The sequence below is a fragment of the Pseudomonas xanthosomatis genome (assembly GCF_019139835.1).
Taxonomy (GTDB): domain Bacteria; phylum Pseudomonadota; class Gammaproteobacteria; order Pseudomonadales; family Pseudomonadaceae; genus Aquipseudomonas; species Aquipseudomonas fakonensis.
In genome coordinates this window covers 3776128-3788415 of record NZ_CP077075.1, presented here as the reverse complement: position 1 = coordinate 3788415, position 12288 = coordinate 3776128, and the positions used below count along the sequence as shown (strand labels likewise).

Here is a 12288-nt window from a genome sequence, read left to right as displayed (position 1 = left end):
CCGGCGATAGGGCCTTGCGCTCAGACCACTTCCACCAACACCCCGTCACGCCCCAGGTGATAGCGCTGCAGGTCACGCGCCAGGGTCAGGTTGCCGTGATACCCGGCCAGCGCCTCGTCGCGTATCTCACCGATGCTGTTACCGCGCCCGGGCACGGCCTGGTAGCGCGCGCTGAAGTGGGTGAGCACCAGGTTGCGCACCTGCGCTGCCTCGGCAAACTGCGCCACGGCCGCTGCTGTGCTGTGGCCGAAGTTGCTCTGGCTGCGCGCGATCACAGGTTGTGTGAAGGTGGCTTCGTGCACCAGCACGTCCACGCCCTGGGCCACCGTTGCCAGCAGCTCGGGGCGGTCGTTGTCGCCACACACGATGATGCGCTGCGGCGCACGGGTTGCTTGCAGGTAGGCCTGCGGGTCGAGCGGGCGGCCCTCGTGCTCGACTGCCTCGCCGCGGGCCAGCTGGCCCCACAGCGGTCCGGCGGGGATGCCGTCGGCCTTCAGGCGTGCGGTGTCCAGCCGAGGTTCGGGGTCACGCTCGCTGAACACATAGGCCCAGGATGGCACCCGGTGCGACAGCTCCACGGTCGATACGCTGACATTGCCGCAGGCCATGGTGCTGAAGCTTTCCAGTGCCTGTATCTGCAGCTCGAACGGCAGGTAGGTTTCGCTCACCGCCAGGCTTTGCCGTATCCAGGCCTGCAAGGCGGCGGGCATGACCAGCGTCAGCGGCTCGCTGCGCCCGGACATGCCGGCGCTGGCCAGCAGCCCCGGCAGGCCGAAGCAGTGGTCGCCGTGAACGTGGGTGATGAAGATGGCGCGCAGATCGCGCACCGATAGCGGGCTGTGCAACAGCTGGTGCTGGGTGCCCTCGCCGCAATCGACCAAGTACCAGCCGTGGCCGGCGGATTCGATGACGGCGGTGGCGCTGACGTTGCGGGCCTTGGTGGGCACACCGGACGAGGTGCCCAGAAACTGCAGGTCCATGCCTGACTCCTTGACGTGAAGACTGTCCTGCCTCGCAGGGCGAGGCGCGCGGAGGCTAGCATGCCGGGAGCAATGGGAACAGGTTCGCGTGCAGGTACAGGCCCGGCAGCATCAGAAGGTGTACGACACCCCGGCCTGTACGGTGCGCGGCGCCCCAGGGTAGACGTAGCTGTTGAACGCACCCTCGTCATAGCCCTTGTTGAACACGTTCTTCACATCCAGGTTCAGCCGCACATGCTCGTTGAGCTTGTAGAAGCTCAGCAGGTCGACCACGCTGTAGCGCTCCATGGTGTAGGTGGTGGCGGCGGTCTGACCGGCTCGGTCGTCCACGTACTTGACCCCGACGCCCAGCCCAATGCCCTTGGCCAGGCCGTCCTGGAACTCGTAGGTGTTCAGCAGGCTGAAGGTGTTGCGCGGGATGTTGGCCAGGCGAGTGCCGCGTTCCAGGGTGGTGTCCTTGGTCACTTCGGCATCGACGTACGAGTAACCACCGATCACCCGCCACTCGGGGGTCAGGTTGCCGGCGATGTTCAGGTCCAGGCCACGGCTGCGCACTTCGCCGGCCGCCACCTTGAAGGTGTTGGTGGCGTCGTTGGGGTCGTTGGTCAGCACGTTTTCCTTGACGATATGGTAGATCGCCGCGTCCACGCTCAGCTGGCGGTCCAGCGCTTCCCACTTCACGCCCAGCTCGTACGACTTGCCCTTTTCCGGGTCGAAGCCGCCACCTGCCTGTGGGGTGCCGCTGTTGGGCTTGAACGAGCGCGCGGTGTTGGCGTACACCGCAACGGTGTCGGTCAGGTCGTAGAGCAGGCCGAAGCGCGGGGTCACGCCGTTCTCGCCCTTGTTGAAGTCACCGGCGGCGTTGAGCTTGTTGACGTAGTCATGCTCGAAGCGTTCAAAACGTACGCCGGCGAGAGCTTTGAGGCGCTCGGTCAGGGCTACCTGGTCCTGGATGAAGTACGCCCAGGTCTTGAGGTTTTCCTTGTCGTGGGTGGTGGTGCGGGTCAGGGCAGGGCGCGCCTGGCCCAGTACCGGGTCGAATATGTCGATCGGGTAGGCTGCGGCGCCGGCGGCGGAACGCAGGATGATCGAGTTGTAGTCGTAGTCTTCGTACTCGACGCCGGTCAGCAAGGTGTGGGCAAAACCACCGGTATCGAAGTGGCCGGTCAGGTTGAGCTGGTAGTCGCGGTCGGTCCACTCCAGCTTGCGGTAGTTGAAATTGCGGCCCAGGGTGCGGCCATCGGCCTGCAGGGCGTTGGCTTCCACGGCGTTGCCCTTGAGCGAGCCGTCAAGCCACTGCATGCCGCCGCCCAGGGTCCAGTTATCGTTGAGCAGGTGCTCGAAACGCAACTGGGCCATGTTGTTGTCGTTGTGCAGCAGGTTGTCGCTGCCCTTTTCCCAGATGTTGGTGTCGCGCGAGGCCGAGCCGCGCTGGCCTGGCAGGCGCGTCAGGCCGCGGTCCAGCGGGTGGTTGTTACGCATGAAGTCGCCTTCGAAGACGATCTTGGTGGCGTCATTGACCTGCCAGCTGATCACCGGCGCCACGTCGTAGCGTTCGCTCTCGACGTCATCACGGAAGCTTTCGCCGCCTTCGCCGAGCACGTTCAGGCGGTAGGCCAGGCTGCCGTCCTGGTTCAGCGGGCCGGTGGCATCGAGGGTGGCGCGGTGCATGCCCTGGTCATCGAACTGGCTACCGAGGGTGACCTTCTGCTCGGGCAGCGGTTGCTTGCTGACCACGTTGAAGGTGCCGCCGGGGTCGCCACGGCCATACAGGGCGCTGGCCGGGCCGCGCAGTACCTCAAGACGCTCGACGGTGTTGGCGTCGGGGGCGTTGGGGTAGCCACGGTTGATCGGGAAACCGTTGCGGTAGAACTCACCGGTGGTGAAGCCGCGCACGGTGAAGGTGGTCAGCCCCTGGCCTCCGAAGTTGTTGGCCCGGCCGACGCCGCCGGCGTAGTCCAGGGCATCCTGCAGGCGGGTGGAGGCGGTGTCTTCCAGGACATCCTTGGGTACTACGCTGACCGACTGCGGGGTTTCGTGCAGCGCGGTGTCGGTGCGCGTGGCGCTGGCCGAGCGGGTGGCCCGGTAGCCGTCCACCGGGCCGTCGGCGCGTTCGTAGTCGCCAGCGTCGGCGTTGATGTTCACGGCTTCGAGCTGGATGCCGGCGGAGCTATCCACGGCAGGGGTTTCGGCAGCCCAGGTCAGCATGGGGGCGGCGTGGAGCAGGCACAGCGAAACAATCCTGTAACGCATCGGTTCAGGTCCTGGAAGAAGAGGGCACGGGGGTGTAAACGCGGCGCGATATTATCTGGTAACAATTCCCATTACCAGATGTTTTGGCATACCGAATGCCGATTGTGACGGGCGTGCCAACTGGGTCGGCGACGCGGTGCAGAAGCGTCACGCAACTGTCATGCGGCTGTCTCTAAGATGGCGCTATTTCCACCGGGACTCGCCGAGGCGCGCTACCGCATGCTCCCCACCCATTCGCAGCACCACGAGGCCGACCTGCATGGCCTGCTTTACGGCTATGCCTTCCGCCCGGGCCAGCCCGGCCGCGAGATCGACTCCAGCCAGGCCATGGCGCATTTGCAGGCGCCTCCGGGCGATGAGTTCTTGTGGCTGCACCTGAACCTGGCTCACGCCGCCTGCGAGCGCTGGATGAAAAGCCACCTGGACCTGCCGGAGACCTTCTTCGAGACCCTGCGCGAAGGTTCGCGCTCCACCCGCATCGAACACACCGACAATGCCTTGCTGGCGGTGGTCAACGACATGGTGTTCAGCTTTGGCCTGGTGTCATCCGACGTATCCACCCTGTGGGCCTGCGCGCGCAGCCGCTTGTTGGTGAGCGCACGCTTGCAGCCGTTGCATTCGGTGGACGAGCTGCGCTCGTCGGTCAAGCGCGGCGAGCGTTTTGGCTCCACGGTGGAGTTGCTGGTGCATCTGGTGCGCGACCAGGGCGACCTGCTGACCCAGGTGGTGCGCGAGTCCACCCTCAAGGTGGACCGCATCGAAGACCAGTTGCTGTCGCTGCGCCTGTCCGACAACCGCGCCGAGCTGAGCAGCCTGCGCCGGGTGCTGGTGCGCCTGCAGCGGCTGCTGGCGCTGGAGCCCGGCTCGCTGCTGCGGCTGCTGAACCGCCCGCCGGCCTGGCTGAGCGAGCAGGATACCCACCAGCTGCGCGCCTCTACCGAAGAGATCGCGGTGATCATCAACGACCTCACCAGCCTGGTGGAGCGGATCAAGCTGTTGCAGGAAGAGATCGCCGCCAAGCTCACCGAGCAGAACAACCGCACCCTGTTCACCCTGACCGTGGTGACCGTGCTGGCCTTGCCGATCAACATCATCGCCGGCTTTTTCGGCATGAACGTGGGGGGTGTGCCATTGTCCGACGACCCCCACGGGTTTTGGGTGCTGGTGGCGCTGGTGGTGACCTTTACCGTGATTGCAGGGCGCTGGGCGTTTCGCAAGCGCGGCGATTACTGATGCGTCCAGCGGTGGCGCACGGCCTATCAGATCGGGCGCCGCCCCCGTAAAAGCCCGACAATCACCCCGCCTTACAGCAAAAACGTGTCCCGCCGCTCCTCGAAACCACTCAGTTGACCATACGCCAGCAACTGTCGAATCCACGGCGCCAGCAAGTCCTGCGGGCTGTCCAGCGGCGTTGGCAACAGGGCAAAGCGCTCCCGGTTGGCACTGACATTTTCGAGAATCCGTCGGTCCTGCCTGAGAATTACCGCGAACATCGGCTGCAGCACCCCACGCTTGAGCCACCCCGGCAAGCGCCCACGGGCCGTGGCAATACGTGCGAACAGGCGCAGCTCACCAGCGCCTGCCGGCACCAGCCAGGCACTGACCAGCAGATTGAGCCCGCCCTGGCTGTCGCGGTACTCGATCTCGGCCAGCCCCGGCAAGCGAAAGCGCCCCATGCTCAAACCGCGCTCACCCTCGAACAGGCGCGAAATCAACCCCGACTGCGTGCGCTCTTCGCTGTATTGCGCTTCGACGCCATCCTCCAGCGCATGCACCCAGGCGCGAATCTGCTGGCGCTTGCGGTCCTGGCGTATCCACCCGGCGTGCACGAAATGGGTGTGAAAGCCGTCGAGGAAGTTTTCCGCAGCATCCTGCACGGTGCAACGCACCTGGTCGCTCATCCAGAACACATCCAGCGCTTGGGTTTGCGCGGCGGGCGCAATCGGTGGCGCCTGCGGCGGCTCGGCCTCAAGGCTGGCCCACACCAGCCCGTGGGCTTCGCAGCTGTGCAGCGCCTGCAACAGCGGCTGGCTGCAGTGTTGTTGCAGGCGGCCGGGCAGATGGGTGCAACGGCCCTGGGCGTCGAAGCGCCAGCCATGGTAAGGGCACTGGACCTGCCCATCACGCACCTTGCCCGCGCTCAACGCCGCATGTCGATGCGGGCAGCGGTCGGGCAGCACGGCAGGCGTGCCCGCGCCATCGCGGAACACCACCAACGGCTCACCGTGCAGGGTGCAGGCCAAAGGCTTGTGGCGCAGTACGCGGCTCAGGGCGACCGGCCACCAGCCGGCAGGGGTTTTCACAGTTCGAGTTTCCTCATCAAAGGCACGCCGATGCGTTTTAGCAAGCTGGCCAGTACCTGCCAGACCAGGCGCCGGCCCAGGGGCAGGTGTGCCACGTACACCATGCTGTACTCGATCTGCGGCTGGCCACCGCGCAGGCGCTTGAAGGCTGCGGCGCCGGAGCTGAAGTTGAGCACCTGGCGGCGCTCCACCGCCTCTTGCAGGCACAGGCGGGTCAGTTGCCGGTACAGGCCGGCGCGCTGGGGCAGGGCGGTGTCGTAGCCGACGATCGGCGTGCTCAGCAGCGTGTCGTTGGCAAACCAACCCAGCGCCCCGTCGATGCGGCCCTCGGCGTTGCGCAGGGCGCGCAGTTGCAACCAGCCCTCGCACTGCCCGCGTTGCAGCCAGGCGGCGCTGTAATGCGGGTTGAGGGTGCTGTACTTGTCGAGGTAAAGCAGGTTGTAGAGCTGTTCGATACGCTGGAAGTCGGCCTCGGCCAGCGCCTCGCCGGGCACCACGCTATAAGGGCTGCGGCGCAGCAGCGTGGCATCCATGCAGGTGTTGTGGCGGCGCAAAAAAGCCGACTGCTCACCAAGGCGTGCGTCGAACAGGTACACCTGGCGGCTGGGGATGGCCAGGTAACCCAGGGCTTGCAGGCGTTGGCGCAGGGCGGCATTGCTGAAGTCGTTGAGCGAACGGAACGCCAGGCCATGGTCGGGGAAGCGGCTGCGCAGCAGCTCGGTGATCTGCGCAAGCTCAGCACCGGCCCAGTCGGCCGGGTACAGGTTGGTAGACAGCAGCCAGTTGTTCACCTGCACCAGGCGGTCGAGCTTGGCAGCGCCGAGCAGGCGGTCGATGGCCAAGGTCAGGCACTTCAGCGGCCAGGCCAGCCAGGGGCGGCGCAGGCGTTGCAGCTCTTCGCGGGCGTAACCGCTGTAGGCCGTTTGCGGCGACACCACGTAGCAATTGCCGGCAGGCTCGGTGCCCTGATTGATGCTGACCGGGAACTGGTGCTCACCGATATCGAGCAGGGCCAGTGCGGTGCTGACATTGCCGATCAGCGCACCGCCGGCACAGCTGCTGACGTAATACCGGGCCAGGCTGTCGCCCGGCTGGGGTGCCTGGCCGGCCAGCTCCTCGGGCATCAGCAGCTTCATGGGCGTGGCCCCTGCAGTGGTTGGCCGTTCCATTCAATGTCGGCGGTGGAGGCTGCCAGCAAGCCGCAGCGCCGGCTCGCCGCACGGGCGATGATCTCGGCCAGGCTCAACACCTGGGCCAGCAGTGGCCTGCGGTCGCCGCCCTGCACGATCACATCCCGGGCTGCGCGGTAGTCGTGCCAGAAGCCCGCTTGCAGGGCCCGTTGCGGCGCGGCCAGCAGCCACATGGCCAGGGCAATCATGCGCGGTTGCAGGCTGGCCTGCAGTACGCCCGGCCCCTCGTCAGCCAACGCAGCCACCAGTTGCCTGCGCTGGTCGTCGAACAGGTGCACGCCACTGGTGGCCCTGGGGTTGCATTCGAGCACATGGAAGCGGCCCTCGGCGTCTTCGATGAAATCGAAGCCCACTTGGCCTGTGTAGCCGGTGACGTTGCCGAATTGCTCGACGAAGGCGCGCACCGGCGCCGGTGTGCAGCTGTCGAAGTAGATACCCGAGCCACGCCCGACCCGGTAAAGCGGCCGGTAGCTGGCATGGGCACGCAGTTGGCCGCCCACCAGCACGCTGAAGCTGCAGTATTCCTGCCCGGCGACGAAGCGTTGCGCCACCCATGGCGCTTCGGCACTGGGTTGAACCTTGGCCAGTTGCTTTAGTGTTGGCCTTACCAGGGTCTGCGAGGCAAAGCGCGAATAGGCCGGTTTGAACACCAGGGCATCATGTTCGCTGGCCCGCGCCTGCAAGGCGCCGTGGTCATGCAGCACGTGTGTCGGCGGCGCGGCCACGGCCCAGCCCTGGGTCATGGCCGCGAAATCGCCCTTGTGGTGCAGCCGGTGCAGCAGCGCGAAATCGCTGGTGAACACCCGGCACAACGGGCGCAGGCGCTCGAGGCCGTGGCCCAGGTAGAACACCTCTTCACAGGTGGGCAACAGCAGGTCGATGCGCTGTTGGGCAATGACCTTCGCCAGGGCGTCGACCCAGGCATCGGGGTCGTGCCGGGGCTCGGGCAGGCGCACGAAGCGCTCGGCTGCCCGGCTGAAGCGGCTCAAGGGCTGGCCCAGCGAGTCGGCGACAGTCACCGCCCAGCCGGCTTCGGCAAAGGCACGGGCCCACTCCAGGCAGGCCGGGGCGCGGGCGCCGAGAATCAATACACGCATGGCATTCCTTCAGGCAGTTGCAGCATCAGCAGGCGGCGGCGTTTGCTTTGTGGCGGCGGCGCTTGCCAGCGGCCAAAGCTCAGGCGTGGCGCCTGCAGTTGCAGCTCATGGCACAGTTCGTTCAGCGCAGCGCTCACGTGCCGGGCCAGGGTTTCGGGGGCGGCGCTGGTGCGCAGGTCGACCTGCCAGTGCAGGCCGTGCTGACGCACCTGGTACTCCTCGAGCGTCGGTCCCAGCAGCAACAGGGCGCGGCGCAGCACATCGGGGTACAGCGGCGCCAGCTCCTGGCGCTGCAGGCGCGGCAACCACAGCACCTCGTCGGCGCGGCCCTCGACCGCCGCGATCGCCCGCTCGACGCTGCCACAGGGGCAGGGCGCCTCGGCCACCCGCAGGATGTCGTTGAGGCGGTAACGCACGATCAACTGGGTGCGCCGGGAAAAGTCGGTGATGATCGGCTCAAAGCGCGTGCGCCCGGCATCCAGCCACTGCGGCTCGATATGCAGGTGGCTTTCGTTCAAGTGCAGGGTGCCGGCCTCGCAGGTATAGCCGAGAAAGCCCTCGCTGGCCTGGTAGATCTGCTGCGGCTTGCGCCCGAATGCCTGTTGCACCCGTTCGGCGTCGGTACTTTCCAGCACCTCGGCCACCGACAGTATGTGCAGCGGGCGAATGTTCAGTTGCCCGGCCAGCACGGCCTCGGCCAGCCCGCGCAACACGGTGGCCGGTGCCACCAGCACGTCCGGGCGTTGCCGCTCAAGGCTTTGCAGCGACGCCGCCAGGCCCAGGGTCAGGTCGTGGAAGGCGAAGTCGATGCGCCGGCTGGCCAGGGTGGTGTACAGGCGGCTGTTGGCGCGCAGGTAAAAGGCGATGCGCAGCGGCGCCAGCCACGGGCACACCAGCCTTGGCAGCAAGGCCCGGGGCAGGGTGCGGGCCAAAAGGATGCCGGCCCAGCGCTGGCGCTCTTCGCTGCTGACCAGAAACACCCCTTGCGCCCCCGAGGTGCCGCTGGACAACCCCACGGTGATATCGCCCAGGGTCGGGCTGAAGTCCCGCGAGTGTTCTGCCTTGAGGGCAATCGGCAGAACCTGCTCAAGGCTCAGCCCGCGGGTGTTGAAGCCCGCGAAGTCACCCATCAGCGTGTGCTTGTCCATTAACGGCAAACCTTGCAAGTTCGCAGGCTGCGCACCTTTGAAGCGTTGGCCACGGGGCAGCACCTGCGCCATGAAGTGTGCAAGGCGCCGGGCCTGCCAGGCTTCAAGCCGCTGCCGGCTGCGAAAGCGCAGGGCATAACGGCTGAACAGGAACGCGCCGATGCTGCGCAGGGTGCCGATCAAACGCTCACTGTTCACGGCTGAACGCCTCCCAGGCCTGGGTGCAATGGGAAGGCAGCACCGCCACGGCGGGCTCCCGGCGCAGCAGTTCGCCGACCCCGGCAAAGGTCTGTTGATACTGCCGGCGATCGGTGCTGGCAAACCATAGGGCCGCTGCCGCCGGCAGGCGCCCGGCGCGGCAGGCCGGCGCCGACCAGCAGGCATCGGCCACCAGAAACGCCGGCCGGCCCTGGGCATCGGGGATGAACAGCCCCAACTGGCCGGCGCTGTGCCCGGGCAGCGGCACGCCGATCAGGCTGGCATCGCCGAACAGGTCCAGGCCATGCTCGAACGGCGCCATCCAGCGCGGCAGGTCGCAGCGCGGGCTGGTGTCGGCCAGTTGCAGGCGGGCGCGGAAATCGTCCGGCAGCAAGGCCGGCAGATGCCCGCCCAGGGTGGCCCGCCAGCGCCTGGTGCGCAGCTGCTCGAGGTGTTGGCAGTCGGCCTGCAGGGCAATGAAGCGCGCCTGGCTGAAGGTGCGCAGGCCAGCGATGTGGTCGGCATGAAAGTGCGAAATGATCACATAGCGGATATCCGCCGGGCAGATGCCCAAGCTGTGCAGCTGCGCTGTCAGTTGCTCGGCAGCCGGCAACTGCACCGGCACGGCGCTGCGGTACAGGCGCTCGGGCAACTGGCGGGTGGCGTGGAAAAAGTGCTCGGCATAGCCGGTGTCGTAGAGGATCCAGCCATGCTCGGGGTGGCGGATCAGCCCGCACAAAGCCGGGAACTCTACCGCTGCCAGGCGCCCGCCACGGTCGGCCATGCACTCCAGGTGCCGGCACCAGCCGGCACGCAAAATGTGCAGTTGCACGTTACGGCTCATCGGTTGCCTCCTGGCGGGCCAGCCACCACTGCGCATAACGGGCGATGCCTGCGGCCTGGCTGATGACCGGGGCATAACCCAGCTCGCGGCAGATAGCGCGGGTGTCCAGGGTTTGGCTGAAGGCCAGCACCCCGGCGCCGTAGCGGGTGATCAGGGGTTCTGCGCCGTTGCCCAGGCGGGCCTTGAGCTCCAGCAGGTGCGCCACACCATGCACCAGGCGCCAGGGCAGCCGACGGGTGCGCAGCGGCAAGTGCAGGTGCGTGGCCAGTTGCTGCAGCAGTTCGGCGAAGGCCATGGGCGTGGCGTTGCTCAGGTTGTATACGCACAAAGAGCGCGGCAGCGGGCGGGTGACTGCCAGCCATACCGCATGCACCAGATTTTCCACGCAGGTCAGGTCCAGTTGCGCCTGGCCGCCGCGCATCAGCGGTATCGCGCCACGGCGCATCACCCGCAGCAGGCGTGGCATCAGGGTCTGGTCCCACGGGCCGAACACCGCGCGGGGCCGCAGGATCACGCATTCGGGCAGTTGCGCCTTGGCCAGCAGCGCTTCGGCCTGGGCTTTGGTGCGCGCGTATTCATTGACCGGGGTGGGCAGCGGCTGGTCTTCGCGGATGCCCAGGCGGTCGATGAAGTCGAAGTACAGGCTGGGGGTCGACAGGTGCACCAGCCGGGGCACGGCATTGGCCTTGCAAGCGTGGATCACCTCGGCGGTGGCATCGAGGTTGGCCTGGCGGAACGCCTGCGGCGCGCCCCAGGGCGACGACAGCGCAGCGCAATGCACGATGGCCGCGCAGCCCTGGCTGGCTTCGGTCAGGTGCTCGGCCGCCTGCGCGCTGCCATGTTCCAGGGCCAGCCACTGGACAGGTGCCGGGCTATGCGCCATGACCTCGGCAGCAGCCGTGGCGTTGCGCCCGCTGAACACCACCTGGCAGCCTTGTGCCGCCAGGTGCCATACCAGATGCCGGCCAATGAAACCGGTACCGCCGGTGACCAGGATCTTCATCAGAACTCCAGCACCAAGCCGCCGAGGGACAGGCCGGCACCGGTGCCGATCAATAGCAGCCGCTGCCCGCGCTGGATGCGCCCGTCGCGCACGGCGATGTCCAGGGCCGTGGGTAGCGACGCCGCCACCTGGTTGCCATGCCGGGCGAAGATGTCGATGACCTTGCCGGGGCTCATGCTCAGGCGCCTGGCGGCATGGGCCATGGCTTGCTGGCTGGCCTGGTGCGGGATAACCCAGTCGATATCGGCCAGGCTCAGCCCGGCTTGGGCGAGCAAGTCGTCGAGCAGCGCGGGCAGGTGTTTGGCGGCCAGACGGAACACGCCCTTGCCGTGCATGGCGAAGCTGGTCAGCGGGGCGAAGGGCTGGTCGATGCGCCGGGGGTGATAGCGCGAGCCGCCGGCCAGGATCTGGCACAGCTCGGCGCCCTCGGCGAAGGTGTTCAGCCGCGAGGCAAGCAACTTCGCGCCGCCTTCGCCCGGGCCGAGCACCACAGCTGCCGCGCCGTCGCCGAAAATGCCGCAGACCTCGACCTGCTGCCAGTTGAGCCCGCACGAGGCGATATCGGCGCACACCACCAGCACAAGGCGGTACTGCCCGGCCTGGATCGCCCAGGACAGGGTGTCCAGCGCTGCGATGAAACCCAGGCAGCTTGCATTGATGTCCATGGCCGGGATGCCGGACTGCCCCAGGCCCAGTTCGCGCTGCAGCAGAGCGGCATTGCACGGCATGCCTTGGTCTTGCGTGCCGTTGGCGCAGACGATCAGGTCCAACTGCTGCAGCGTCACGCCCGCTGCCTGCAAGGCCTTGTGCGCCGCCTGGGCGCCGAGGGTTGCGGCGGTGTCGGCCGGGCCTGCGACATGCCGCTGTTGCACCCCGCTGATACGTTCGACGCTGCCGTGTGGCAGGCCCAGCCTGTGGTCCAGCGCGGCGCTGGTCAGAACCTGTTGCGGCAGGCTGTGGCCGGTGCCGAGGATAACCAGCGAACGGGCAGGGCGGGGGGATGACGCGCTAGGGTGCATGAATGATCCGTCAGTAATGCAAGAGGGGCTCAGTTTACTTCAGGCTTTACCGGGCATTTGCTCAGTAAAGCGCTCGTGCAAGACCAGCATTCGCCGTATGTTGCTCTCGGCAAGGCGTTCGCTGATCCGGCGAAGCACAGCGCCGGCAGGCAGTTTTTCACGCTGGCGACGTCAATAGCCGGTGTGTCGCTGTCCTGCTCTGTTTGCAGGTACAGCCAGGCGCGGTTGCCCATGGTGACGTCCTTGTACAGGC

The 12288-nt window shown here is 66.9% G+C and carries 11 protein-coding genes; 1 reads left to right on the top strand and 10 read right to left on the bottom strand.

All coding sequences use genetic code 11. The features are described 5' to 3' along the window. Nucleotides 1-20 precede the first annotated feature (20 nt). Nucleotides 21-980 carry a ribonuclease Z gene (locus KSS93_RS16900; protein WP_217885133.1) on the bottom strand — a complete coding sequence of 320 codons (960 nt, stop codon included), beginning with the start codon at nt 978-980 and terminating at the stop codon, nt 21-23. Between the two features lie 111 nt (nt 981-1091). Then, complete coding sequence (locus KSS93_RS16895; protein ID WP_217885132.1) at nt 1092-3233, bottom strand: TonB-dependent siderophore receptor; 2142 nt, start codon at nt 3231-3233, stop codon at nt 1092-1094. Nucleotides 3234-3452: 219 nt separating this feature from the next. On the opposite strand from KSS93_RS16895, the gene KSS93_RS16890 reads away from it, so the two are divergent. Then, entirely contained in the window at nt 3453-4466 is a 1014-nt protein-coding gene (locus tag KSS93_RS16890) for a transporter (protein ID WP_217885131.1), read from the top strand. A gap of 71 nt (nt 4467-4537) precedes the next feature. On the opposite strand, the gene KSS93_RS16885 is transcribed toward KSS93_RS16890, so the two are convergent. The 8 genes from KSS93_RS16885 to KSS93_RS16850 are packed head-to-tail and all read right to left on the bottom strand — an operon-like array spanning nt 4538 to nt 12268. Beyond that, a complete protein-coding gene (locus tag KSS93_RS16885; protein WP_217885130.1) occupies nt 4538-5536 on the bottom strand; it encodes a Rieske 2Fe-2S domain-containing protein in 999 nt (332 codons plus the stop codon). Then, nucleotides 5533-6672 carry a hypothetical protein gene (locus KSS93_RS16880; protein WP_217885129.1) on the bottom strand — a complete coding sequence of 380 codons (1140 nt, stop codon included), beginning with the start codon at nt 6670-6672 and terminating at the stop codon, nt 5533-5535. The genes KSS93_RS16885 and KSS93_RS16880 overlap by 4 nt, the downstream gene beginning before the upstream one ends. Beyond that, the gene (locus KSS93_RS16875; protein WP_217885128.1) at nt 6669-7823 is read right to left on the bottom strand and encodes an ATP-grasp domain-containing protein; all 1155 of its coding nucleotides are present in this window, start codon (nt 7821-7823) and stop codon (nt 6669-6671) included. The genes KSS93_RS16880 and KSS93_RS16875 overlap by 4 nt, the downstream gene beginning before the upstream one ends. Then, a complete protein-coding gene (locus KSS93_RS16870) occupies nt 7811-9169 on the bottom strand; it encodes a F390 synthetase-related protein (RefSeq protein ID WP_217885127.1) in 1359 nt (452 codons plus the stop codon). Before KSS93_RS16870 ends, KSS93_RS16875 begins: the two co-directional genes overlap by 13 nt. After that, entirely contained in the window at nt 9159-10013 is an 855-nt protein-coding gene (locus KSS93_RS16865) for an MBL fold metallo-hydrolase (RefSeq protein WP_217885126.1), read from the bottom strand. Before KSS93_RS16865 ends, KSS93_RS16870 begins: the two co-directional genes overlap by 11 nt. Further along, nucleotides 10003-11016, bottom strand: a complete 1014-nt coding sequence (locus KSS93_RS16860) for an NAD-dependent epimerase/dehydratase family protein (protein WP_217885125.1) — start codon at nt 11014-11016, stop codon at nt 10003-10005. Before KSS93_RS16860 ends, KSS93_RS16865 begins: the two co-directional genes overlap by 11 nt. Then, a complete protein-coding gene (locus KSS93_RS16855) occupies nt 11016-12035 on the bottom strand; it encodes a beta-ketoacyl-ACP synthase 3 (protein WP_217885124.1) in 1020 nt (339 codons plus the stop codon). Before KSS93_RS16855 ends, KSS93_RS16860 begins: the two co-directional genes overlap by 1 nt. Before the next feature lie 29 nt (nt 12036-12064). Then, the gene (locus KSS93_RS16850; RefSeq protein ID WP_217885123.1) at nt 12065-12268 is read right to left on the bottom strand and encodes a hypothetical protein; all 204 of its coding nucleotides are present in this window, start codon (nt 12266-12268) and stop codon (nt 12065-12067) included. Between the last annotated feature and the right edge of the window lie 20 nt (nt 12269-12288).